Origin of the sequence: Microcoleus sp. Z1_B2 (assembly GCF_036700325.1) — a bacterium.
In the GTDB taxonomy this organism is placed as follows: domain Bacteria; phylum Cyanobacteriota; class Cyanobacteriia; order Cyanobacteriales; family Microcoleaceae; genus Microcoleus.
In genome coordinates this window covers 26,999-50,745 of the sequence record NZ_JAUBOQ010000017.1, presented here as the reverse complement: position 1 = coordinate 50,745, position 23,747 = coordinate 26,999, and the positions used below count along the sequence as shown (strand labels likewise).

Genomic DNA, 23,747 nt, shown 5'->3' with positions numbered 1-23,747 from the left:
AAGGAACAGGCAAGATGCCTGTTCCACAAACAATAAAGAATTACAGCTTAATTCAAGGAACAGGCAAGATGCCTGTTTCACAAACAATAAAGAATTACAGCTTAATTCAAGGAACAGGCAAGATGCCTGTTCCACAAACAATAAAGAATTACAGCTTAATTCAAGGAACAGGCAAGATGCCTGTTCCACAAAGAATTACAGCTTAATTCAAGGAACAGGCAAGATGCCTGTTCCACAAACAATTAATTTTCCTGTGGGGAGTAGGGGTTGGGCATCCTGCCCGCCCTTGAAAGACTTATTAATAATGGTGCAAAATGTCAGTTAATCCATAGGTTTTGCACCATTCTCAAGCACTCTCAAACAGCGCCACTAATTTCTTGGCCTCTAAATCAACATTGTGTTGTTGAGCAACCCGTTCTGCTCCTGTTTTCCCCATTTGTTCTAGCTTTTCTAGAGGTGCTTCCAATACCGCGCGCATCGCTACGGCTAATGCTTCTGCGGAACCGGGAGGAACTAACCAACCGCAAACACCGGGTTCTACGAGCTCCGGGATGCCAGCAACATAGGTGCTAATTACGGGCCGATTGAGAGCGAGGGCTTCCATAATTACGACGGGCAAACCTTCGGCAAAACTCGGCAATACCATTGCGCGTGAAGCTAAAATCTCTTGCTGAACTCGATCGCCACTGGCCCAACCGGTAATTTCTATATGGTTTTGCAAACCAAGTTGCTGAATCTGCTGTTCAATATCCGATCGCAGCGGCCCGTCTCCTACGAGTACCAACTTAAACTCTAAGCCTTGAACTGCTAACTTGCTAGCAGCTTCTAGCAATAATAAATGACCTTTTTGTTCGCTGAGCCGGCCAATGCAAGCTAAGCGGGGTGCTGCGGGTATGGGGACGTAGGGTGCAGCTAAAAATGCAGCATCTACGCCGCAGTGTATGACGTGAATTTTTGACCAAAAAGTGCGATCGCACCACCGAAAAAGCTGACTTTTACCGAAGGAACTAACTGCTGCTACAAAGGTCGATCGTTTAATTTTTTCGTCTAAGGAAAGAAGTGTGGCTTTATCAAATTCTTCAGGCCCGTGAACGGTGAAACTGTAAGTCGGGCCGCCAAGCACGCGGCACAGCATTGCGACTGTTGTGGAATTTGTCCCGAAGTGAGCGTGAACGTGTGCTGTACCGGATTCTGCAAACCAATTTAAAAGAATGCAAGCTTCTGCTAAATAAGCTAGATGCAGCAAAATCCCCCGTTCCGAGTGCCAGCCAACTTTGAACATTAACCGCACAGCTTCGATGAATCGAATTGGTCTAGTTGCGGCAACGCGAAGCAAACCCCACGCTAACCCCTGTAAACCAACTCCTAAGATTACTTTAGTCGATTCTTGCTCTAGTTTGTCGGCTTCATCAACGAGTTCAGACTCGCAGGATCGGATCGAAAATCGTGCGACTTTCATGCCGCAATTTTCAACCGCTAGGACTTCTCTGCGGACAAAGCTGTGGCTGACTTTGGGATATTGGTTGACTAAATAAGCGATGTTCATGAACGGGGAGAAAATTTTATGGTAAAGCTTAGATTAGTTTAGCCTTTGGCTGCAATACGTGGGCAACAAATTTAGCTGATTTGTTGAGCTTATTTGAGCAGGGGCGGAGGGCGATCGCTTTTGGTGGGATGGGGGAAGTGACAGCGGGGCGATCGCTATTCCGGGGAGAGGAAATCAATTCACACATTTTACATTTTTAATACAATAGTCAGGACTGTTTTTAGGTAGTAGTCACAAACCTTTGATTTTCCCGCAAGCAGTTCGCTCGCCCTGAAAGCCTTTTTTTAGGGTTAGCAATCAAAAACTATCTCAAGTTTTTATATATGCAAACCACTCCCAATCAGGTTTAACAGCCCCCAGATTGCCTCAATAATTGGTAATTATTCAACCTGCAATTCCATCTAATTTCCTATTGTCACCTAAATTTTCCCGAAAATCACCAGCCCGAAAAATAATCGCCCAAATCCCCAAAAAACCAGCCACTCTCGCAACTCTCACAACTCCCCCAACACTCACCACCAAAGATTTTTCTGAAGCGACTTGCTCTGCATCTACCCAAGATGACAGCAAATAAGGTAAAGTAAACGGCACAAGAGTCTAGAACTCTCCAACTGCCGCAACTCGGCAAACCCGCCCCTGACCAGCAAAACTGGCCGATACAGGCGACATTAACCGCTAACCGTCAACCTCTAACAACCGACAAAAATGCAAACCTACTACTACGTTTTAGCCAGCCAACGCTTTTTGCTAGAAGAAGAAGCCCTAGATGAAGTGTTTAAAGAAAGAACTCGCAACTACAACGAACAAGAAAAACAAATAGACTTCTGGTTGGTCAAGCAGCCGGCTTTCCTAGAAGCACCGACAATGGCAGAAGTTAAAGCAAAATGCCCTCAGCCAGCCGCCGCTATTATTTCTACCGATCCTGTCTTCATCACCTGGTTGAAACTGCGATTAGAATATGTACTGACAGGTGAATTTCAAGCACCATCACCAACTATTCCTGATGCCCTTGCATCCCTACAGACAGCATGAATAAAAGAGCAAAATATCCGACAAAACAACTAACAACAATTAGGGGTAAATTGTACAAATTTATTTTGTCTCTCCCCCTATTTCCTGCTACTTCGATCGCCCTTTTGGTATTGACAATTTTATCGAGTTCTGTTAAAGCTCAGTCGAGCTGCCAACCGCCGCAGTCCGATGAATATCTACTGTTAATTGTCACCACAACACCCGAACAGCAAGAAAGAGCAAAACGCTCTTTCCCTGGAAATACTAACAACACAGTTTGTCGGTACATCAATGACACGGTGACGCGAGTTGGTGGCTTTCGCGACTCGCAAATCGCCAGCGATTGGGTTAAATACATCGAAGATGTTGTCGGATTGCAAGCTTACGTAGTACGATCGCCCGCAGCGGCACTACCCCAAAATTTGCCAGTCTACAACCCTCAGCCAGCACCAGGTTCAGAACCAATCACCAATTCTCCCAGTGGCAATCTTGCCTTCAATCCCCAACCCCTGGGCCCTGGTTATGCAGTGTTAGTAGATTACTTCAACCAACCGGAATTAGCAGGTCAAGTCAGGGAAGCATTAGGCACGCAAGTAGGCTTAGCTTCCTACGGCCAGCGTCCCTTTTTATTCGTCGCTTATACAACGGATCAAAACGCCGCTACTGCTGCTGTAAAAGCATTGAGCGATCGAGGTTTTTGGCCGATGTTAGTAGACAGCCGCCGAGTTACCGTAATTTCTCCCGCTGTTCGCTGAAAGCAAGAAGGAAGGCACTACACGGATGATAACACGGATACACGGATGAATTATCTAGTATTCATCATTCTTGACAAGGAAGAAGAAATAATAGCATTGTAGGGTGCGTCAGGTGAGTTTCTTAAACGATTATTGAGGGTTTAAATATCTGACGCACCTTACTAATTGTGACAATTGCTTAAGTTCTGACTAAATTTAATTAATAATTATTGTTGTTTTGGCTGTGGCTGATTGTTTTCGGGCTGACTTTCTGCCCGCTTTTTTGCTTCCATTGCGGCTCGGTAATCGGGTTTGTAGCGAATAGCTTTTTCATAGGAGGCGATCGCATCTTCGTATCTTTTTACCGCCACCAGTGCATTGCCGCGGCTGTACCAGGCTTCCGAGTAGTCAGGTTTGACATACACAGCTTCATTGTAAGATACTAGCGCATCTTCGTACCGCTTTAAATTGGACTGAGCATTTCCTCTATTGTACCACGCTTGATATTCTTTCGGGTTTAAATCTAAGGCTCTGCTGTAACACTCAATTGCTTGTTCGTACTTGCGTAATTCGTGGTAAGACCAACCTAAATTATACCACGCTTGATAATAATCCGGTTTTAATTTAACAGCTTTTTCGTAAGCTTCCACCGCTTCTTCATGCCTCCGCATTTTCAGCAAAGCGATGCCTTTACTGTACCACCCTTGATAAAACTTGGGCTGAAACCGCACGGCTTTTTCGTAGGCTTCAAAAGCTTCTTGGTTTTTGTTTAATTCTAGGAAGACATTGCCTAAATTGTACCAAGCTTCATAATTATCGAATTTGATTTCAACTGCTTTTTGATATGATTCAACGGCTCGATCGTACTGTTTTAATTTTTGGTGAGCTTGTCCCCGATTGTACCAGGCACGGTACAAATTGGGCTGAAATTTTACAGCTTTTTCGTAGGAAGTGATCGCCTCTTCGTACCGCTGCGAATCTAAGAGAACATCGCCTCTGCCTTCCCACGCTGCGGCATAGTCTGGCTGGATTTTCAAAGCGTTATCAAAAGATGCGATCGCCTCTTGAGACTGTTGCAACTTATCCAAAGCATAACCGCGTCCCGTCCAAGCTTCCAAGTATTCCGGCTTTAATTCTATGGCTTTATCATAAGCTGACTGCGATTCTCGATATTTTTTCAATTCATATAAAGTTTTGGCTTTTTCCTGCCACACTTCCGCGTAGTCAGGCCTGAGATTTATTGCTCGCTCATAAGCGGCCAGAGCTTCTTCAAATCGGCTTAAATTGTAAAGAGTATTGCCTCGGTTGTACAGGTCAGTTGCATTGGCCGCATTAAAAGTATTTACACCATAAATAGATGCTATAATACTGATGCCAATTAAACTGGCGATCGACAATATTTTTAAATACAGTTTTTTTCGGGATTTTAGCTGCCCCTTCGCAGCAGCAACCGGAGGCAATACAGGAACTGTACCGCTGAAAGAATTTTTCAATTCTTTAATAGCTTGCAGCGTTTCGCCGGCACTAGAATAACGTTGCCGAAAATCGTACTTTACCATCTTATCTAAAATAGTCGCAAATTCAGGGCTGACTGATGTTTTGTCCTGCCAAATTATTTCCTCTGTCTCGGTATTTTTTGGCATTTGGTGAGGATTTATGCCAGTGAGGAACTGAATTGCGATCGCACCGACGGCATAGATATCGCTGCTGAGTTTCGGGTTGCCGTGAGCTTGTTCGCTGGGCATATAACCGGGCGTACCGATGCTGACACTCAAGCTATTCTTGGGCTGAGGAGTGGTGATTTGAGTAGTAATTTCTTTGACGGCGCCGAAGTCAATTAAAACTAATTTTCCGTCTCTATCTCTGCGGAGTATATTGCGGGGATTGACATCGCGGTGAATCACATTTTGCTGGTGTACAAAGTCTAAAATTTCGAGAAGTTCTTGCAATATACAAATGACTGCATCTTCCTGCATGACTCCCGCAGTTCCTCCTTGGTAAGAGGAACCCCCCCCAGCCCCCCCTTGGTAAGGGGGGGAGCCAAGTCCAGCCCCCCCTTGATAAGGGGGGGAGCCAAGTCCAGCCCCCCCTTGGTAAGGGGGGGTTTGGGGGGGTATAATTTCTTGGCTTAAATCGTGACCTTCAATAAATTCTTGAACTAGGTAAAATTCTTGATTTTCTTCAAAGTAAGCAAAAAGTCGGGGAATGCGATCGTGATTTCCCAACTTGTACAAAACTTGTGCTTCAGTATCAAATAAACGTCTTGCTACCTGTAGAGTTTCCGGATCAGTTGCGTGAGGTTTAAGCTGCTTGACGACGCAGAGGTGATTGCCTGGTAGCTGCTTATCTTCCGCTAAATAAGTTTGAGCAAATCCGCCGCCTCCCAAGTGACGGATAATACTGTAGCGATTGCCGAGTGTTATTCCAAGCATGAGATTTACCTAATATTCCTAATCTTTTGGAGAATTAGCTTCCAACCAAGCTGTTAAATCTTCGGCATTAGAAAAATCTAACATGGCTTCTGCAAGATTCTCTAATTTGTCGATCGGCAATTGGCGAATGCGGCTTTCAATATCCGGGTTTATTTGACCTAAACGGCGACTTAGCAAACGCATAATTAACCCTACTTGTCCTTCTTGTCTGCCTTCTTGTCTGCCTTCTTCCCGACCTAAAGCCACTGAACCCTCTTGATCTTGAGCAAAAAACTCTTGCTGTTGTAATATGTTAAATTCCTCCTGTGTCAAACTAACTTGATTGGCAATTTCAAAAGCTTTCTGAATTTCCGGGACTGTGACCATTGTTTGAGGTACTTCATCCAAAGTGCCAGTAGTTTTGATAAAGTAAATCCACTTGTCCGTAAGAGTTTCCAGTCGATCCAATTCTTTCTTAAATTTTGGCAACTCTACAAATACTAACTCAATATCATTTTGTAGATAATCAGACAGGCGAGTTCTTTCTTTGAAGACAAAATGCGAAATCACATCTTGCTCGCCGCGAAACATTTCAAAATCAGTGATAGTCAAAGCAATCACAGGTCGCAGTTGCTTGTATAGTTCTCCCCTTGTTAATTGGAGTGCATAGGTTTTTGCTGCATTGTACAAAACTCGCTTGCCAAAGGCCTGTACCTTCAAAACTTGCATTTCGATAATCACGTATGTGCCGTCATTAAGTAGCGCTTTGACATCTAAGTAGCTGTTTTTTACTCCCGCTATTTGAGGGCCAAGATAAGGGTCAAGGATTTCTAAACTTTCAATTATCGATCGCCCTTCATAGAGTAGGGCATTCAAAAAACTAATCAGAATGTCGGTACTCTGGGCGGAGCCAAATATTTTCTTGAAGGCAAAATCAATTTTGGGATTGATAAATCTCATGTTATTTTTCTCCTTCGACATTTGTACTTAACACGGCTGCCAACCTTACTGTGACAGTCTGTTTGCTTTCTTTCTTGTTCCCTCCCCGAACTCGCGGGGAGGGTTAGGGTGGGGTTCTAGATTTTTTCGGACATTAAGATGCTCCCACTATAACTTAACTTCAAACGGCTTTCAAAATCTCGTCATCAACTGAAAAATCTATCTCAGCTTTGCCCCGCCCCGAAACTACATAATCATTCTGAAAAGAATCTTTTAAGCCAGAAACTAAGTCAAATTCCGGCTGCCAGTTAAGCTCGGTGACAGCTTTATTAACTGAAGCAAAAAAGTGCTGCAATCTCATCGGAAAAGCTTTCTTTTTGCCGAAGTCAAATTGTTTGGGATCGTAGTGTACAATCTTAATAGCATCAGGGGATTTACCTGCTGCTTGAATGCAGGCGCGGGCTAAACCGTCAAAGGTGACAAATCGATCGCCTGAAACGTTGTAAATTTGCCCGATCGCCCTAGAGTTGCCCAAAACCGCCGCCATTGCTTTAGCCAAATCCTGACAGTGCCCCAACTGCGTGAAGTGCATTCCGTTACCGGGAATCGGAATCGGTCGATCGCGCACAATGCGATCGAAAAACCAAGCCTCTAAATCGTTATAATTTTGAGGGCCGTAAATGTAAGTCGGGCGAATCGAAGTCCAAGGCAAACCGGACTCTGCCAAGTAATTTTCGGTTTCGCACTTACCCAAATGCCGGCTTTTAGGATCGGTAGCGTCCCCTTCAATATGAGGCATTTGATCCGACTTCAAATAAACCCCCGCAGAGCTCATGTAAACAAAGTGCTGCACCCGCCCTTTAAATATTTCAGCTAAAGGCTTTGTATCGCTGAGTTCGCGGCCGTTGTTGTCAAAAACCGCGTCAAACTCAACCGTCGATAACTTTTCTTTTAGTTGTTCGACATTTGTGCGATCGCCCTGAATCTGTTTTACGCCCGCAACCGGTACAGGCTTGTTGCCCCGGTTAAACAACACCACTTCATGCCCTTGTGCTGCTAAAATCTTAGTAAGATAAACCCCAATAAACCGAGTACCGCCCATCATTAAAATTCGCATTAATTTCGATGCTCCTTACAGTTAGTATAAATATCTTACAATAAAGTTATGCCCTAGGGCGTGTTTTCTATCCCCGGAGATCCCCCTAAATCCCCCTTAAAAAGGGGAGTAGGGGTTGACTTTGACACTAATTATTTCACCTTTTTAAGGAGGCTGGGATTTTGAATCTCATGAGAAATCACTCAGAGTAGATAATTCATCCGTGTATCCGTGTCCTCATCCGTGTAGTGCTTTCCTTCTCCAACACTTTCAATTTGCCTAAAATAGCCCTATGCAAGTTCCCCGGCTGCATCCAGAAACAATCGAAGAAGTCAAACAAAGAGCCGACATAGTAGACGTTATTTCCGGTCGCGTCGTCTTGCGGAAACGCGGGAAAGAATTCGTAGGTTTGTGTCCTTTTCACGACGAAAAATCTCCCAGCTTTACTGTCAGTCCCGGCAAACAAATGTATTATTGTTTCGGCTGCGGTGCAGGCGGCAATGCTTTTAAGTTTCTCATGGAATTGGAGAAACGCCCTTTCAGCGAAGTAGTATTAGAATTAGCTAAAAATTATCAAGTCCCCGTCAAAACAGTCGAACCGGAACACCGACAAGAATTGCAGCGGCAAATTTCTCTGCGGGAACAACTCTATGAAATCTCAGCACTAACAGCCAACTTTTACGAACACGCTTTGCGACAAACTCAAGGAGAAGAACCCTTAGCATATCTCAAATCAGAGCGCCAGCTAAGCGAAGAAACTATCCAACAATTTCAATTAGGTTATGCACCCCAAGGTTGGGAAGCACTTTACAGTTATTTAGTAGAACAGAAAAACTATCCGGCGCAATTAGTAGAACAAGCTGGATTAATTGTACCGCGAAAAAATGGCGGCAGCGGTTATTACGATCGCTTCCGCAATCGCATTATGATTCCCATTCGCGACACCCAAGGCAGAGTCATCGGTTTCGGCGGCAGAGCTCTCGGCGACGAACAGCCGAAATACCTCAATTCTCCCGAAACAGAACTGTTCGACAAAGGCAAAACTTTATTCGCCTTAGATACAGCCAAAACAGCCATTAGCAAAGCCGATCGCGCAGTGGTTGTAGAGGGGTACTTTGATGCGATCGCACTTCAAGCAGCCGGCATCTCCAACGCCGTCGCTTCCCTGGGAACAGCCTTAAGTTTAAACCAAGTGCGGCAGTTATTGCGCTACACTGACTCCAAACAAATTATCCTTAACTTCGACGCCGACAAAGCAGGAACTCAAGCAGCAGAACGCGCGATTGGGGAAATAGAAAAACTCGCTTATCAAGGAGAAGTCCAACTGCGGGTGCTCAACATTCCCGACGGCAAAGATGCCGACGAATACCTCAAAACATACTCCCCAGAACAATATCGAGAATTGCTCGAAAATGCTCCATTGTGGCTCGACTGGCAATTGCAACAAATGCTCGTAAATCAAGATTTGAAGCAAGCCGATACTTCCCAGCAAGTCACAAAAAAAATTATTAATTTATTAACTAACATCACTGACGACAATCAGCTAGCACATTACCTGCAAAAGTGCGCCGAAATTCTCAGCAAAGGAGATTTTAGACTCACAAAAATGATTGCTGAAAACTTGCTCAATCAAGTAGTCAGCGATTGGGCTAAGCGCCAGAGTCAAGACGAATCTTTGACAATGCCCCTGTTAATTAGAAACAAGCTGAAGCCGAACAAACAATATAAAAAGCAGCGTGCAAGCGGCGAAAACCAAAGCTCAAAATCAAGCTTATCTGCCGTAGCCCGCAGTCTTTTAGAAGAAGCAGAAGCGCAATTATTGCAGATTTATTTGCACTGTCCCGAATACCGCCAAGATGTCAGAGAAGCAATAGAAGCTAGAGACGTGCAGTTTAGCCTTTCTCACCACAGATTTTTGTGGCACCAGATTGTGAATGCAGAAATATTGCACAAAATGTCTTTACAAGTAGCGCCTTCAGAGTTAATATTGAAATTACAAGATAGCTTCATTGAATATCCCAATCAACTCAATCAAATCTCGCATTTATTTCACTTGAATGAGTTCTCAGAAAGAAATGTTTATCGCGCACCTCTAGTAATTAGATCGGCCCTCGCCTGTATCGAGCAAATTATCAGCATGAAGCGCCGCCGGATTGCACTCAATATGTGGGAAAAAGCCAAGGCCGCTAGCAGTGGCGAAGAGGCTATAGAATATCACCAACTATTCTGTGCCGAACAAGAATGGCTCAAGGAATTAGAGCGGCTGCGTCAAGTTAATTTTTACGATTTAACATCCGTGCCTTGGGGCTAATACCCTTTTAGATTTTAGATTTTAGATTTTAGATTGGAGATTGGAGATTGGAGATGACTCGTTCGATATAGGTGGGAAGCTAGGGCTGTTTCGGGGCAACCACGGGGAGTAGGGGTCGGATTGCCCCTACCGAAAAGCAGGGTTTTGTAGGGGCGGTGCCAAGAGTGCCCGCCCAGCCCATAGACGAGCGGGTAGGGGTTTCAGATATCGGGGCAACCACGGGGAGTAGGGGTCGGATTGCCCCTACAAGAGAATGAAACAGCCCTGGGTTTGAAGCTTGCGTGCGGTTACATTTTTTTAAACTGATATAAGGAATAAAGTCCCTACTAAGAACCCGTTTGTACTAAGGACTTTATTACTTTATTCAACGACCCTTTTAATAATCGCAAAAAAGAGTTTCGCGAGTATCTCTACCTGTCACGGGATTAGTACCTTTTGCCACTTTACAAAGTTTTTCTATCATATCGTCTCGCAGCAGTGTCTCAGTAAAATCTGCACCGTCAATGATAGCTCCTTCCAGCCTGGTATTGTAAGCGAAAGCACCCTCAAGGATAGCATTAGTTAAATTCGCTTTCATCATGCGAGCTAAATCTAAAGTAGCACCCGTGAAATTAGCGCCTTCTAAATTTGCTTCTTCCATATTGGCCGCAAAAAAGCTGACGCCCCGCAAATCTGCATTAGTAAAATTGCTGTTGCGAAGATTGGCTTTATTAAAGCTGTCGTCAGTCAGAACTTGGCCAGTAAAATCAGCGCCGACTAGGATTTCTTTGTCGTGATCCAAAGCGAAAGCAGGTGCGGGATTAATGCCGATCGCCCCAGCGGCAATTACTGCTAAAATAACAAAACTCAGCAAGAAAGTATAAATATGTTGGCGAATTCGAGAAATCATCATACAAGTTCAAGCTAATGAGCAGTCGTGACAGTTCTGAATTGAATTCTACCAGAAAGCGCGTCAAGCGTAGCTATCCCGTAGGGAATCGCCCGCTTGCCACCGCTGACTCCAATTCCCCCCAATCTCCAAACTCTAGGGATATCGGCACATTGGGAGAAAACTTAGTCGCCGAGTGGTTGCAGCAGCAAGGTTGGGAAATCCTGCACCGCCAGTGGCACTGTCGCTGGGGAGAGATTGACATCATCGCACTCGGAAGAGATGAAGAAAGCGCAAAAAACCGAAGTCTTCCCAATCACACATCCCAAACATTAGCATTTGTAGAGGTGAAAACTCGCCGCCGGGGAAATTGGGATGCGGGTGGAATGTTGGCTATTAATACCACAAAACAAGCCAAACTTTGGCAAACAGCCGAAATATTTTTAAGCACCCATCCAGATTTAGCCAATAATTATTGTCGCTTTGATGTCGCTTTAGTCAGGTGCGAACCTTCACAACAAAACACTAAGCAAATCTTACCACCATTAACAGCAGCGAACTCTCAATCCGCCGTTGCAGGTAACTACCGACTCACCCTGCAAGAATACATTCGATCGGCTTTTAGCATTTAAAAATATATAATAATTAAAATTTAGAGGGTAAAATCTCAAACCAATGCCCCTAGGTCATTTTTAATTGTTAACTTGCCTAGGCTGTCGCGCAGTTCTCTCTTAAGCTTTAACGGAGCTGAAAAAAGCGTTAAATCTTCTCCCGCTTTCCCCTTCTCTCCCTCTCCTGTTCTGTCATCACAGTTAATGTATATGCGTAGCAATCTAGGCCAGAGTTTCCGGGCAATATCCCAGACCCTTGACAAACTGCTGGCGAAACGCTTCAATTTCTTTGCGGTCAGGGCTGCCGTGACAAACCACGGCCACCTGGTAGCGGCGCATCACGCTCAGTGGCGACTGTCCGGTTTCCAAACTCCAAAGCGCCATTTGCAAGCGAATTTCAGGATCGTAAGGAATCCCGAGTTCGTTCATAAAAGCCCGAAAATCCCCGTGCATTTCGGGAGTTAAGTATTGGCTCATTTTCACCTTTACCACCCAGCCGTCAATTTGGTGAATAACAGTGATAAATTGCAAGGGAAGATGATGAGCCGTGCGTAGGTAATCCACGACTCTCAGAGTAAGGCTAGTATTGGCGATGTAGTAGAGGTATTCCATAACGATCCTTATGAGCAAAGCTGATGCTATACCTCTATCCTCGCGGGGTATACCCGCCACCACAAGGGGAAAAGCACCCGACTTTGGATGGGGGTTTTTACCCAATTTGTTACCCAGTTGACAGATCGATCGCACAGGAATTCACTTGATGACAGAGATGGACTGGTCTTTGGACGGCTACGACTACGAACTTCCGCCCTCGCGCATTGCCCAAAATCCCGTAGTGCCGAGGGACAGTTCTCGCTTGCTGGCTGTAGATTCTCCCAGCACCCAGCAACACCGGATTTTCCGGGATTTGCCAGATTTGCTGGAACCAGGCGACTTGCTGGTACTCAACAACACCCGCGTGCTACCCGCGAGGCTCTACGGGCACAAACCCAACGGCCCGGCTGTGGAGATATTGTTGATGGAAGAACGGCAGCACAACTGTTGGCTGGCTTTGGTTAAACCGGGGAAACGCTTAAAGTTGGGATCGCAAATTGAGTTTGATCCCATCGCCCCTGCCGATGAGAACTCTACCACAGCTCCTTGCTGTTGCCGAACCGATGCCACGATCCCCGATCGTCGTCGATTGACTGCAACAGTTATAGAGAGGGACGACGCAACAGGAGGACGGCTGTTGGAGTTTGACATCCCCACAGATGAGAATCTGGTGAAGTTTTTGGACGAATACGGCCACGTACCCTTGCCGCCCTACATCGACCATTCCCAAGCTTCAGCGGAACAGTACCAGACTGTTTATGCCGATCGGCTTGGGGCGGTGGCTGCCCCCACAGCAGGCCTGCACTTCACCGAAGAATTGTTCAGCCGCTTGGAACAGCGGGGAATCGAAAAAACTTTTGTCACCTTACACGTCGGAGTAGGGACGTTTCGCCCGGTGGAGGTGGCAGACGTGACGGCTCACAAAATGCACGGCGAATGGGTGGAAGTACCCGCCGCCACCGTCGAGAAAATCCGGGAAACTCAAGCCCGAGGCGGGCGGATCATTGCCGTGGGTACAACAGCAGTGCGAGCTTTAGAGGGAGCCGCCGCCGCGAGTGGCGATTTTTCCTTGCAACCTTTTTGCGGCCAGACTAATTTGTTTATCTACCCTGGTTACAAGTGGCGGGTTGTAGAGGGGATGATTACCAATTTTCACTTGCCCCGCTCTACTTTGATGATGATGATAAGTGCGATGATTGGAAGGCCTCGGCTGTTGGATTTGTACCGAGAAGCGATCGAGCATCAGTACCGCTTTTATTCCTTTGGCGATGCCATGCTGATTTTACCAGCAGCAAAAAAGGATTGATCGATCGGGCATCGGGTTCGCCCCATGCCCGGTATGCCGTTTCTATTCTTCCTCCTCTTCTTCATTGCCAGGATACACGAAGCTGTTGGAACGTCCAGTCAGAACAGATTTGCCCAGAGACAGAGCTTTCTGAGCTGCCACTACAGCTTTGCGCTTCCATGTGGCCTTACGCATATTCTTCTTGGATTTGGAGGTTTTCTTCTTAGGGACTGCCATGACGCTAAATACTTTCTGCTTATATAGACAAACAAACATTCTAGCCGATTTTGTCGGCAATGCTTACTCAAAAAACGGCAATAACTGCTCACCAACCAATATCAAGTAGTAGGGTGCGTCAGCGATTAGCTTCTGGAAAAATAGACAAAATCCCCTAGATCACGCACCCGCAGCAGCTAAAGTTCGTGAAAGTGGTAGATCACGACGCCAGTTACCGCATCGTTCTCGATACTCACATAATCCGTTTTGAGCAGTGCCGTGAAAGCCTCTTCCACTTCGGCAAAAGTAGCGCCGGTTGCCATCACCCCTTGGGTGACAGATAATCTTCCGTTCTTGGTATAAGCTGCCTTCAGGAGTTTAACCCCTAACTGGTCTGGAGTTTGCTTGGGATATGTCGCGGCGATCGCCCCGTTGCTGGGATATAGCGGTATACCTTCGCGAGATACGCCGAGTTTGCCCCTGAGACTGGCATTGTGTTCGTCCACCATGTTCGGCAGCAGCAGCAAGTCAAACAATTGCCCAAACCCAAACAAACCAAAGGTAAACAGCCACAGCAAACCCGTACCAATCTTGCCGTTGTAGAGGCGGTGGAGTCCGAAGGGGCCGAAAAAACAAGCTGCCCATAAAAGGTAACTAACACCTAAATTGCTCATTTTCTGACCGTCCTGCCTGGTTATTCTAAGAATTGGAGTCCTTTTATCCATTTTGTACTTTCTATCTGGTGTTTGAACAGTTTGACACCAGCAGATATTTGTGCATAGTCCGAAGTTATTGGTTATTTACTACCAATTCCCCAATTCCCCATGCCCTAGGCCCCATGCCCCATGCCCCATGCCCATGCCCATGAGTAATTTTGCGTAGCAATTCTTAACGCCAGCAACATATTTTCGCGGGCGAGAGCTTGGTAAACTGGAGGGCGTGGAAATTACAGCAGCTTAGACCTGGATTCCACACGGAGCGCCAAAGCAAGCGCGCCGCCAGCGCTGGCCGGACATACACGAGCGCGATCGCCCGCAGTACCCGACAATGGAAACAAGCGAGTAGTTATAAGCAGAAATCCAATAAACATATGGTAGATTCCCTCAAAAAACCCACTTTTGAAGAACTGCGGCCGGGAGTGAAAGCCCCAGCCAAAGAAACTATTCTCACGCCGAGATTTTACACAACAGATTTTGACGAGATGGCCAAAATGGACATCTCGGTAAACGAAGCCGAACTAGAAGCAATTATCCAAGAGTTCCGCGTTGACTACAACAAAAACCACTTCGTGCGGGATGAGGAGTTCGCTCAATCTTGGGATCACATTGACGGCGAAAAACGCCAGTTGTTCATTGAGTTTCTAGAACGTTCATGCACCGCTGAGTTTTCTGGGTTCTTGCTTTACAAAGAATTGGGACGCAGGCTCAAAGACAAAAATCCAGTGCTCGCCGAGGGTTTCAACCTGATGTCCCGCGACGAAGCGCGGCACGCCGGATTCCTCAACAAAGCGCTGTCCGACTTTAATTTGTCCCTGGATTTGGGTTTCTTGACAAAGAGCCGCAGTTACACATTCTTTAAGCCGAAGTTTATTTTCTACGCGACTTACTTGTCTGAAAAGATTGGTTATTGGCGCTACATCACGATTTACCAGCACTTAAAAGCCCATCCTGAAGACCAGATTTATCCGATTTTCCGATTCTTTGAAAATTGGTGCCAGGATGAAAACCGCCACGGAGATTTCTTCGATGCGGTGATGAGAGCTCAGCCTCAGATGTTGAACGATTGGCGCGCTAAGCTGTGGTGCCGTTTCTTCTTGCTGTCGGTGTTCGCGACAATGTATCTCAATGATATCCAGCGTGCGGGTTTTTATCGATCGCTCGGTCTAGATGCTCGCGAATACGACATCGAAGTCATCAAAAAGACCAACGAAACAGCAGGCCGCGTATTCCCCGTCATGCTGGACGTGAACAATCCAGAATTTTATGAACGGCTGGATATTTGCCTCAAGAACAATCAGCAGTTGACAGCAATTGTTGCTTCTAATACTCCGAAATTCTTGCAATTCTTCCAAAAATTGCCTTTGTACTTGTCGAACGGCTGGCAGTTGTTGAAGCTGTACTTCATGAAAACAATTGAATCACCTTCAGTACAGGGCGCTGTGCGTTAAGTTTTGATTTTTCATCCTCTGTGACGGCGGTTCTGCGGCAAGCAGAGCCGCTTTTTTTAGGTATAATGTTAGATTAGTTTTGATGCTCGATCGTGCGATCGAGTTTCAAATTCAAGCGAAATTTATGAAGGAGTTAATTGTGAGATGAAGGGTGAGTAATATGATATCGGGAAGACGCAACTCTTTTGTAGACTACAAAGCAGATGGACACAACTGGATAACTTTGATGACAGGAGAATACTATCCAGATATCTTACAAGAGGCTTGCCAACTTTACGAACCAGTTTTAGTAATGTTTGGGCAATTACTCAGGACTTCTGAATCATCAGTGCGCCTATTTATACAGATTTCTGAGGTTCCTAGCACATGGATGCGAGTTCAACTTCTCAGGGTGTTTCGCAAGTATGTTAGCCCTGAGATTCCAGTTGAAATGCTCAGAAGGAAAAAAAAGACAGCGGATATTTGCAATCAGTTTGGATCTCGTTTTAGGTCTGTTCAAGAAGTTCAAGCTGCATACATGACTCGTCCTATTCCTGACGAGGCAATGTCCGCTTTGTTGTGGGAATACAAAAGTCGTGGCAACAAAGGATACGACCTAACTGAAAGGTTTTTTTCCTTATTCCGCTTACATTTTCCATACTTGGCAATCCGAGGGCCAGAGCGAGCCGGAAAAGATATCCTGATGGGAAATGTCTTCGCAAACTATTCCAACCCGAAACGCCCAGTTGATTTTGCAATCTACGATATTAATGAAAATGAATTGCTGGCAATAGGATTAGCACGATATGATTCAGATAGAGGTGGTGCACAAGAAGACGATCGAACAGGCGGTTATCGTAGCTGTGCTGATGAAATCCTCAGTTACGCACAAAATCACAATTTAAGAACTAAGGTAATTTTTTTGAATGATGGGCCTGGTCTTTTACTCGGTTCAATGTGGGATGACTACGCAGATATTGAAAATAGTTGGCCAGATCAGATTATGGTATTGACACTGCGTATGGTTCCAGACCGAATTACAGTGGAATGGCTGCGTTATTAAAAATAGGAGTGAGAATGGCTACTGGTATTTCAAAAAAACAATCGAAAGATCAAGCTACATCCAATCTTAATGAAAGTAAATTAAACAATAGCTTGGATGCGTGTTTTTTATATCCGGGAAAACAGCCTGCTAGTGAAGTTTTAGGCACTAAGAAAGCTAAATGTGTAAAATTGTGGGCTAACAATGAACAGCCAAGTGGGCTGGATGAAAACCGTATATACTATGGTGATAACTTGCCCATTTTAGCAAATTTACTTCAAGATAACTCTGTTCAAGGTAAAGTAAAATTAATTTACATAGATCCGCCTTTTGCAACGAAAACTATATTTAAATCGCGATCTCAGACTGATGCTTATTCTGACTTATTAGCAGGTAACAGCTATATTGAATTTATTCGTCAGAGGTTGATACTATTGAGAGAGTTATTAGCTGATGACGGCTCAATATATGTCCATCTTGATGATAAAATGGCATTTTATATCAAGGTGATTATGGATGAAATTTTTGGTCAACGCAATTTTAGAAATTGGATTACTCGCAAAAAATGTAATCCAAAGAACTACACAAAAAAGACTTACGGCAATGTTTCAGATTTTATCCTGTTTTATAGTAAATCAGATACTTATGTCTGGAATCGTCCTGTTGAAGAATGGACAGATAAGCGCGCCAACAAAGAATATGAATACATTGAAAAGGAAACTGGACGGCGATATAAAAAGGTTCCGATTCATGCGCCTGGAGTGCGAAATGGCGAAACTGGAAAGTCTTGGCGAGGGATGAATCCGCCACCGGGAAAGCATTGGCAATTTCCACCTCAAACACTAGATGAAATGGATGCTAGAGGGGAAATATATTGGTCTGCAACAGGAAATCCCCGTCGCAAGATATATTTGGATAGCAGTAGCGGGATTCCCGTACAAGATATTTGGCTAGAGTTTCGCGATGCTCACAATCAGAATATTAAAATTACAGGTTATCCAACTGAGAAAAACCGCGATTTACTTAGTCGAATTATTCGAGCTTCATCAAATCCTGATGATTTAGTGCTCGATTGCTTTGCTGGTTCTGGTACGACTTTGAGTGTGGCTTCGGAGTTTGGGAGGAGATGGATAGGAATTGATAATAGTTCTGAGGCGATCGCAACTACTTTGCGCCGTTTTGCTAAGGGTTGCGAACGAATGGGCGATTTTGTCAGCCAGCAAACATCGCTACACCAGAATCCATCGGATGACGAGTCTCGCCAATTATCGCTTTTTAACTTAGATGAATCTATATTTCAAGCTGAGTCTCCCTTAGAAAAAAGCGAGATGATTAATAACTTTGATCTTTATGCAACTGATTCGTTTGCTGGGGAACTAGAAGATATTGTGAGGCAATGGAGAGAATGGCAGTAGCAGCGGACAATAAAACTCACAAAAAGCATTCCGCCACATCGCAAAAATTGGCTCGACTATTACCATATAAGATTTATCAACTATTAACCTGACTTGATATCCTAGCTGTTTTTCATAAAATTTATCGCCATTCCCCCTGAATAGTAAAAGCCGCCCAATAATAAGGATAACGCCACTCTTCCTGCTTCCACATTTCCAGTTGTGCCGCCCTCAATGCTGCCGCTGGCCTTAACCCTTTTTGCAGCATTCCCTGATAGAAACTCGACATTAATGTAGCTGTTCCTTCATCATCCACATTCCACAAACTCACCACAACTCGCTGAGCCCCTGCATACATAAATCCCCGTGTCAATCCTACCATGCCCTCGCCTTGAATGTTCTGCCCTAATCCGGTTTGACAGGCACTTAACACTACTAAATCTGCTGCTAATTTGAGATTGAAAATATCAGTAAGTCGCAGAAATCCGTTTAAGGGATTCCCCTTTTCATCTACCAGTGACAAGATGATTCCCGATAGTTCCGGGTTAGTGCTATTCGCTAAACCGTGAGTGGCAAAATGAATGATTTTATATTGGCTTAAGTTCTGACTGGTTGCTGCGGCGCGGCTGGCTTCAAAATCCAAAGATGCGGTGCGAGAAGTGGCAGGAACTAACGCTTGAATGATTTGAGCTTCTTGGCGAGTGAATTGTAAACGGCTCAACTGTATGTTATTGGCGCGGCTAGAGCGGCTTAAACCGAGATTTACTGATTCTATTGCTTGGGGATTGGCGCTATTAGACTGGATTCTGAGTCGTTCATCGTCAGCGCTAAAAACTGGATCGGCGAGCATTGCTAAAGTCCGAGTTGGGGGTTGTCTGTCATTGTAGTTTTGTCTTAAGATTCCCAAGGTGGAAGCGGAAGGCAGCAGCACAATTTCATGGTCTACAATTAAAGGCGGATTCGGATTTTTACCGGGTGTTTCAGGGATTGAGAGGGCGGCAAAGGGGAGGTAATTGAGAATGCCGTCGCCAACAATCAGCAGGCGTTTTTGAGCGAGTTGTGCTGCTACGGGCTGTAAAATAATTTGACTAAGCGTGTTGTTAGCTTCAGCAACTCGAGCGGGAATGTTTCGGTAGCGCGGGTTAGTCACAGCATTGCGGAAATTGCGGGCGGCTTTTTCGATGTCAACCTGTTTGGGCAATTCGTAACTGGTGATACTGGTTTTAGTCACAGCCCAGAGATAGCTGCGCTCTTTCCCTAAAGAATACTGGAGTAAAATTGTATTCTGATCGAGGATTTGTTGTTGAATCTGTGCCAATGTTAAAGGTTGCGGTTGGGTGAGGGTGGCGTACCGGGGACTGGTGGAGCGGATTTGGGCTTGAATGTCCTGATATTGTCCTAGTAAAGTTTGCCGTTTTTGGTCTAATTCTACTTTTTCTGCGGGGGTATGATTGGGGCGGCTTAGAGTTTCGATTCGGCGTGTTTCTAAGGCATCGAGTTGCTGTTGTAAATTGCGTTCTTGCTGCAATAATTCCGGGGCTACACCTTGGCGAATATCGGCGTTTGCTTCTTGAAGAAGTTCGAGAAGGCTGCGGGCACGGGAACTTTCGCTGGCTTCTAAGGCTTTGCGATCGTAACCAGAGTTGGGATTGGTTTTGTGCAGTTCCATTAACAGGTCAATGTATAACTGGTAATAGTGTTGTACGGTGGCAAAGTATGAGATGCGGAGCTCGTGGTTGGTAATTTTGGTGCGGAGGTTTTCGATGATTTTGATGGAGGTTTCAATGTCAGTGAGGGCTGCGATTAAATTGCCTCGATCGCCTTTGAGAATAGCCCTATTGTAGAGGGTGAGGGCTTCCCCAGGACGATCGCCCACAGCGCGAAACAGTGGCAGGGCTTGGTTGAAATATTCTTCTGCTTTCTGCTGTTTTCCCAATTCTGAGTAAGTATTACCTGCATTGTTGAGGGTGTGGGCTTCTCCACGCGGATCTCTCGCTTTTTGTCTCAAATCGAGGGCTTGTTTGTAGTAGTCGAGGGCTGTTTGTTTTTCTCCCAAATCTGAATAGACTAAGCCAATATTGTTGAGGATAGTGGCTTCCTTAGCCCGATCGCCCATAGCGCGGAATAAGGGAAGGGCTTGGTTGAAATACTCTTTTGCTTTCTGTTTTTCTCCCAAATCGTTGTAGGCTAAGCCGATGTTGTTGAGTGTGGTGGCTTCTGCAGTGCGATCGCCCAAAGATGTGTCGCTGTTTGCGGGTAGGTTCGAGATGTTGCTGAGGTTGATACTTGCTTCAGGGCGATCGCCCATTTCCCGAATTAGGGAAAGGACTTGGTTATAGTAGTCGATGGCTTGCTGTTTCTCTCCCAAAGCATAGTAGACGGCGCCGATATTGTTGAGGATGACGGCTTGTTTAGGGCGATCGGCTAAAGTCCGATTCCAAGCAAGGGCTTGATTGTAGTAGTTCAGGGCTTGCTGTCTGTCTCCTAATCTATTAGTAATGAAGCCCATTTGATGCAGCGTGTAAGCTTCCTTCTCCCTATTTCTAAGCATTTGATAAAGCGAACGCGCTGCATCAAACTTTTGCAAGGCTTCCTGATAAGATGCTGCTGTTTCTTGAGCGAATAATCGCCTAGCTTCCTGAATCAATTGATCGGCTTCATCTGTTTTTTGATTTAATAGTTGTTTGTTTTTCTGAATTAATCGATCGGCTTCCCCATCCGGGATTTGATTTCTACTGACATCGAGGGTGGTCAGATATACCAATCCCGCTAAAGGTTGGGCATCTGCGATTTGATTTCTACTGATGTGTAGGGCGGTCAGATTTGTCAATCCCGCTAAAGGTTTGATATCTGCGATTTGATTGGATTCGATGAAAAGCAATATCAGATTTGTCAATCCCGATAATGGTTTCACATCGGCGATTTTATTGTCACTCAAATAAAGAAAGTTTAACTCAGTCATTCTCGATAAAGGTGTCACATCTACAATTTGATTAGATGCGAGGGACAGCCCTGTTAGATTAGTCAATCCAGCTAAAGGTTTTACATCGACGATTTGATTGGCTTCGAGGAAAAGATCCGTCAGATTAGTCAGTCCCGATAATGGTTTCACGTCTGAGATTTGATTGAAATTGAGGACGAGATATCTCAGATTTGTTAGTCCCGATAAGGGTTGCACATCTGTTATTTGATTTCTACTGAGGTTGAGCTTTCTCAGATTGGTTAATTTTGATAATGGTTTGATATCGACTATTTGATTGCGAATCAGGGAAAGTTCTGTGAGATTAGTCAGTGTTTTTTGAGCGCGATCGCACTCTTGTGTTTTTGCTTTTGATAGCAACACCTCCACCGTATGTCTGGCTTCAGGGGTCAAATTCTCTTTGTTGCTACAAAAATCAGCAAAACTTTCAAATGTCTGGGGATTTGGCGCGGCGGCAGATCCCATCAAGATAGTCGCACCTACAGCTAACCCCCAACGCCCCCAAATCGAAAGTATGGGATTCATAAGCACTCGCTCAAAAAAAGACATGATTAGCTGCTATCATAATCTATCGCACCTTGTGATCCGCGCTTTTCCTTCCGGCTGGCCAATTAGATCGGGAGCATTTGGTGAAACAATAGTCGTTACTGCTTCTCGCTGCACTCTCCAAGCATTATTAGAAGCCGGGTGTTTCCAAACAACCCGGTTTCTCATCAAAAATTCGGTTTCTGCACAAGTCCTATTTTAGGTTACTCTATATTCAGGAATTTTAAATTAGCGATCGCCCTCAAATTTAGGATCTATTATTTGCTGCTGTTTTATGAAAATCAAGAAAACACAATTTAACAAATCGAATGTTATTTTTTCCCTAGCAATGCTAGGCATTTTTCTATTTTCCTTAACTCTCCGCTTTTGGGAACTAGAGCGATTTAACACCTTAGTATTTGACGAGGTTTATTACGCTAAATTTGCCAACAATTATCTCACAAAAACTCCTTTTTTCAACGCTCACCCGCCTCTGAGCCAGTACATAATTGCGATCGGCATTTGGATCGGCACTCACCTTCCCTTCGGCAAAACCGCCGTCAACAGTATGGCTGGCTCCCTGCTTTCTCCTTGGGATTACCGCTGGCTGAATGCTCTCACAGGTTCCTTTATTCCCCTAGTTGTCGGAGCCCTAGCTTATCAGCTCGTTGGGCGCCGCACCTTTGCTTTTCTGGCTGCTTTATTTATCGCCTGCGACGGTTTGTTTTTAGTTGAATCTCGCTACGCGCTGAACAACATTTATCTAGTTTTGTTTGGAATATTAGGCCAGTTATTTATTTTAAAATCAGTAGAAGCTGAAGGTAAGAAGCGCTGGTTTTGGCTGGTGCTAGCCGGGATAGGTTTCGGCGCATCTGCGGCTATCAAATGGAACGGATTGTGGTTTCTTTTCGGTACTTATCTGATGTTGCTGTGCGCTTGGGCAGTTCGTTTTATTCAGGGAAACAAAGAAGATGAAGAACAGGTTCGCGAGGTTAATTCGGCTCTAATTCCTCCCGAAAGTCCCGTACAAAAACTGACTCAACTCAGTTTTATAGAAGTATGGTTTAGTCTAGCTATTATTCCTATTTTAGTTTATAGCATATCCTGGATTCCTCACCTGCACTTTAATCCAACTCCCAATTTCTGGCAGATGCAAACGGAAATTTTGACTTATCACCAGCGGATTAAAAGCGGCCCAGATGTACATCCTTACTGTTCCGCGTGGTACGGTTGGCCGTTGATGCTGCGCCCGATAGTTTACTTCTTCAAAAAAGCTAGCAACAATGCCCAACCAGATCCGGTTTTGCCGCCTTTACCTGAAGGTGCAACTGAGGTAATTTTTGACGTTCACGCAATGGGAAATCCCTTCCTTTGGTGGCTGTCAACCTTAGCTTTAGTGCTAGTAATAGGAGTTTTAGTTCACCGGATTTTGGTGTGGCTGAAAACGCGCAGCGAGGCTTCTGTTGACACCATAGAACAGCAGCGGCCGATTTTGTTTCCGCCGACTGCTGAAATGTGGCTGGCGTTATATTTAATAGTTAATTGGGCCGCTAATTTGCTGCCTTGGGTGAAGGTGACTCGCTGCATATTTTTGTACCATTATATGGGCTGTTCTGTGTTTTCAGCCTTAGCACTTGCTTGGTGGGTTGACAGGTGGCTGCACAGCCCTCAAACTCGACTCCGAGGGATGGGGGTAACAATTATTTTTCTGGTTTTGGGTGCTTTTATTTTCTGGATGCCTATCTATTTGGGACTGCCTTTGTCGCAAATGGAATGGAAAATTAGGATGTGGCTGCCATCTTGGGTTTAAGCTAGAAATAATTTTTTTATTAACGGGCAAGATGCCCGTTCCACAAGAAAATTAAGTTTTGTGGAACAGGCATCTTGCCTGTTCCTAAATAAAGTTCCACAAGAAAATTAAGTTTTGTGGAACAGGCATCTTGCCTGTTCCTAACCAAGGTGCAAGATGCCCGTTCCACAAGAAAATTAAGTTTTGTGGAACAGGCATCTTGCCTGTTCCTAAATAAAGTTCCACAAG

21 protein-coding genes are annotated in these 23,747 nt (G+C 45.0%); 10 read left to right on the top strand and 11 right to left on the bottom strand.

Features of this window, described 5'->3' with window-relative positions:
• Positions 1-206: hypothetical protein (locus QT984_RS12335; RefSeq protein ID WP_333298226.1), on the top strand; the 206-nt coding region annotated here is incomplete at its 5' end.
• A 140-nt stretch (positions 207-346) separates the two neighbouring features.
• On the opposite strand, the gene QT984_RS12330 is transcribed toward QT984_RS12335, so the two are convergent.
• The 3 genes from QT984_RS12330 to QT984_RS12320 form a co-directional block, all read right to left on the bottom strand.
• Positions 347-1,546, bottom strand: coding sequence for a glycosyltransferase (locus QT984_RS12330; protein ID WP_333260691.1), 1,200 nt, complete (start codon positions 1,544-1,546; stop codon positions 347-349).
• 28 nt (positions 1,547-1,574) lie between these two features.
• A complete protein-coding gene (locus QT984_RS12325) occupies positions 1,575-1,733 on the bottom strand; it encodes a hypothetical protein (protein WP_333207664.1) in 159 nt (52 codons plus the stop codon).
• 197 nt (positions 1,734-1,930) lie between these two features.
• Positions 1,931-2,137, bottom strand: coding sequence for a hypothetical protein (locus QT984_RS12320; RefSeq protein WP_333057195.1), 207 nt, complete (start codon positions 2,135-2,137; stop codon positions 1,931-1,933).
• 114 nt (positions 2,138-2,251) lie between these two features.
• Between QT984_RS12320 and QT984_RS12315 the strand changes: the two genes are divergently transcribed.
• Together QT984_RS12315 and QT984_RS12310 are read left to right on the top strand one after the other, a co-directional pair.
• A complete protein-coding gene (locus tag QT984_RS12315; RefSeq protein ID WP_172192102.1) occupies positions 2,252-2,578 on the top strand; it encodes an MgPME-cyclase complex family protein in 327 nt (108 codons plus the stop codon).
• Positions 2,575-3,312 (top strand): hypothetical protein, encoded by a 738-nt coding sequence (locus QT984_RS12310; RefSeq protein ID WP_333057193.1) that lies wholly within the window; start codon positions 2,575-2,577, stop codon positions 3,310-3,312. Before QT984_RS12315 ends, QT984_RS12310 begins: the two co-directional genes overlap by 4 nt.
• Before the next feature lie 206 nt (positions 3,313-3,518).
• Here the strand turns inward: QT984_RS12310 and QT984_RS12305 are convergent, their stop codons facing one another.
• The 3 genes from QT984_RS12305 to QT984_RS12295 form a co-directional block, all read right to left on the bottom strand.
• Positions 3,519-5,723 carry a tetratricopeptide repeat protein gene (locus QT984_RS12305; RefSeq protein ID WP_333374098.1) on the bottom strand — a complete coding sequence of 735 codons (2,205 nt, stop codon included), beginning with the start codon at positions 5,721-5,723 and terminating at the stop codon, positions 3,519-3,521.
• Between the two features lie 18 nt (positions 5,724-5,741).
• A complete protein-coding gene (locus QT984_RS12300) occupies positions 5,742-6,662 on the bottom strand; it encodes an Rpn family recombination-promoting nuclease/putative transposase (RefSeq protein ID WP_333233614.1) in 921 nt (306 codons plus the stop codon).
• 160 nt (positions 6,663-6,822) lie between these two features.
• The gene (locus QT984_RS12295; protein ID WP_333057190.1) at positions 6,823-7,758 is read right to left on the bottom strand and encodes an NAD-dependent epimerase/dehydratase family protein; all 936 of its coding nucleotides are present in this window, start codon (positions 7,756-7,758) and stop codon (positions 6,823-6,825) included.
• Between the two features lie 271 nt (positions 7,759-8,029).
• On the opposite strand from QT984_RS12295, the gene dnaG reads away from it, so the two are divergent.
• Positions 8,030-10,048 carry a DNA primase gene (gene dnaG, locus QT984_RS12290; protein WP_333057188.1) on the top strand — a complete coding sequence of 673 codons (2,019 nt, stop codon included), beginning with the start codon at positions 8,030-8,032 and terminating at the stop codon, positions 10,046-10,048.
• Between the two features lie 376 nt (positions 10,049-10,424).
• Here the strand turns inward: dnaG and QT984_RS12285 are convergent, their stop codons facing one another.
• Positions 10,425-10,940: a pentapeptide repeat-containing protein gene (locus QT984_RS12285; protein WP_333042425.1), complete on the bottom strand. Its 516-nt coding sequence runs from the start codon at positions 10,938-10,940 to the stop codon at positions 10,425-10,427.
• 14 nt (positions 10,941-10,954) lie between these two features.
• Between QT984_RS12285 and QT984_RS12280 the strand changes: the two genes are divergently transcribed.
• Positions 10,955-11,548 carry a YraN family protein gene (locus tag QT984_RS12280; RefSeq protein WP_333207659.1) on the top strand — a complete coding sequence of 198 codons (594 nt, stop codon included), beginning with the start codon at positions 10,955-10,957 and terminating at the stop codon, positions 11,546-11,548.
• A 201-nt stretch (positions 11,549-11,749) separates the two neighbouring features.
• On the opposite strand, the gene QT984_RS12275 is transcribed toward QT984_RS12280, so the two are convergent.
• A complete protein-coding gene (locus QT984_RS12275; RefSeq protein WP_006632408.1) occupies positions 11,750-12,139 on the bottom strand; it encodes a hypothetical protein in 390 nt (129 codons plus the stop codon).
• A gap of 148 nt (positions 12,140-12,287) precedes the next feature.
• On the opposite strand from QT984_RS12275, the gene queA reads away from it, so the two are divergent.
• Positions 12,288-13,427 carry a tRNA preQ1(34) S-adenosylmethionine ribosyltransferase-isomerase QueA gene (gene queA, locus QT984_RS12270; RefSeq protein ID WP_333374095.1) on the top strand — a complete coding sequence of 380 codons (1,140 nt, stop codon included), beginning with the start codon at positions 12,288-12,290 and terminating at the stop codon, positions 13,425-13,427.
• Between the two features lie 42 nt (positions 13,428-13,469).
• On the opposite strand, the gene rpmF is transcribed toward queA, so the two are convergent.
• The gene (gene rpmF, locus QT984_RS12265) at positions 13,470-13,643 is read right to left on the bottom strand and encodes a 50S ribosomal protein L32 (protein WP_006632406.1); all 174 of its coding nucleotides are present in this window, start codon (positions 13,641-13,643) and stop codon (positions 13,470-13,472) included.
• 176 nt (positions 13,644-13,819) lie between these two features.
• Positions 13,820-14,296, bottom strand: coding sequence for a TM2 domain-containing protein (locus tag QT984_RS12260; protein ID WP_333273288.1), 477 nt, complete (start codon positions 14,294-14,296; stop codon positions 13,820-13,822).
• Between the two features lie 416 nt (positions 14,297-14,712).
• Here QT984_RS12260 and acsF point away from each other — a divergent pair, with 416 nt between their 5' ends.
• From acsF to QT984_RS12245, 3 genes are all read left to right on the top strand, one after another.
• Complete coding sequence (gene acsF / locus QT984_RS12255; protein ID WP_333057206.1) at positions 14,713-15,789, top strand: magnesium-protoporphyrin IX monomethyl ester (oxidative) cyclase; 1,077 nt, start codon at positions 14,713-14,715, stop codon at positions 15,787-15,789.
• A gap of 160 nt (positions 15,790-15,949) precedes the next feature.
• On the top strand, positions 15,950-16,831 hold the full coding sequence (locus QT984_RS12250) for a hypothetical protein (RefSeq protein ID WP_333057205.1): 882 nt from the start codon (positions 15,950-15,952) through the stop codon (positions 16,829-16,831).
• Positions 16,816-18,225 carry a site-specific DNA-methyltransferase gene (locus QT984_RS12245; protein ID WP_333057183.1) on the top strand — a complete coding sequence of 470 codons (1,410 nt, stop codon included), beginning with the start codon at positions 16,816-16,818 and terminating at the stop codon, positions 18,223-18,225. The genes QT984_RS12250 and QT984_RS12245 overlap by 16 nt, the downstream gene beginning before the upstream one ends.
• A gap of 121 nt (positions 18,226-18,346) precedes the next feature.
• On the opposite strand, the gene QT984_RS12240 is transcribed toward QT984_RS12245, so the two are convergent.
• Positions 18,347-21,709 (bottom strand): CHAT domain-containing protein, encoded by a 3,363-nt coding sequence (locus QT984_RS12240; protein ID WP_333374092.1) that lies wholly within the window; start codon positions 21,707-21,709, stop codon positions 18,347-18,349.
• A gap of 295 nt (positions 21,710-22,004) precedes the next feature.
• On the opposite strand from QT984_RS12240, the gene QT984_RS12235 reads away from it, so the two are divergent.
• Complete coding sequence (locus QT984_RS12235; protein ID WP_333057181.1) at positions 22,005-23,519, top strand: phospholipid carrier-dependent glycosyltransferase; 1,515 nt, start codon at positions 22,005-22,007, stop codon at positions 23,517-23,519.
• Positions 23,520-23,747: the final 228 nt, after the last annotated feature.

Bases quoted from the DNA above. Each gene is read 5' to 3' on its own strand.
- QT984_RS12240 (WP_333374092.1), bottom strand. From the start codon at position 21,709: ATGAATCCCATACTTTCGATTTGGGGGCGTTGGGGGTTAGCTGTAGGT.
- queA (WP_333374095.1), top strand. From the start codon at position 12,288: ATGACAGAGATGGACTGGTCTTTGGACGGCTACGACTACGAACTTCCG.
- QT984_RS12325 (WP_333207664.1), bottom strand. From the start codon at position 1,733: ATGTGTGAATTGATTTCCTCTCCCCGGAATAGCGATCGCCCCGCTGTC.
- QT984_RS12330 (WP_333260691.1), bottom strand. From the start codon at position 1,546: ATGAACATCGCTTATTTAGTCAACCAATATCCCAAAGTCAGCCACAGC.
- rpmF (WP_006632406.1), bottom strand. From the start codon at position 13,643: ATGGCAGTCCCTAAGAAGAAAACCTCCAAATCCAAGAAGAATATGCGT.
- QT984_RS12315 (WP_172192102.1), top strand. From the start codon at position 2,252: ATGCAAACCTACTACTACGTTTTAGCCAGCCAACGCTTTTTGCTAGAA.
- QT984_RS12235 (WP_333057181.1), top strand. From the start codon at position 22,005: ATGAAAATCAAGAAAACACAATTTAACAAATCGAATGTTATTTTTTCC.
- QT984_RS12260 (WP_333273288.1), bottom strand. From the start codon at position 14,296: ATGAGCAATTTAGGTGTTAGTTACCTTTTATGGGCAGCTTGTTTTTTC.
- QT984_RS12285 (WP_333042425.1), bottom strand. From the start codon at position 10,940: ATGATGATTTCTCGAATTCGCCAACATATTTATACTTTCTTGCTGAGT.
- QT984_RS12300 (WP_333233614.1), bottom strand. From the start codon at position 6,662: ATGAGATTTATCAATCCCAAAATTGATTTTGCCTTCAAGAAAATATTT.
- QT984_RS12245 (WP_333057183.1), top strand. From the start codon at position 16,816: ATGGCTGCGTTATTAAAAATAGGAGTGAGAATGGCTACTGGTATTTCA.
- QT984_RS12280 (WP_333207659.1), top strand. From the start codon at position 10,955: ATGAGCAGTCGTGACAGTTCTGAATTGAATTCTACCAGAAAGCGCGTC.
- QT984_RS12305 (WP_333374098.1), bottom strand. From the start codon at position 5,723: ATGCTTGGAATAACACTCGGCAATCGCTACAGTATTATCCGTCACTTG.
- QT984_RS12250 (WP_333057205.1), top strand. From the start codon at position 15,950: ATGATATCGGGAAGACGCAACTCTTTTGTAGACTACAAAGCAGATGGA.
- QT984_RS12295 (WP_333057190.1), bottom strand. From the start codon at position 7,758: ATGCGAATTTTAATGATGGGCGGTACTCGGTTTATTGGGGTTTATCTT.
- dnaG (WP_333057188.1), top strand. From the start codon at position 8,030: ATGCAAGTTCCCCGGCTGCATCCAGAAACAATCGAAGAAGTCAAACAA.
- acsF (WP_333057206.1), top strand. From the start codon at position 14,713: ATGGTAGATTCCCTCAAAAAACCCACTTTTGAAGAACTGCGGCCGGGA.
- QT984_RS12310 (WP_333057193.1), top strand. From the start codon at position 2,575: ATGAATAAAAGAGCAAAATATCCGACAAAACAACTAACAACAATTAGG.
- QT984_RS12275 (WP_006632408.1), bottom strand. From the start codon at position 12,139: ATGGAATACCTCTACTACATCGCCAATACTAGCCTTACTCTGAGAGTC.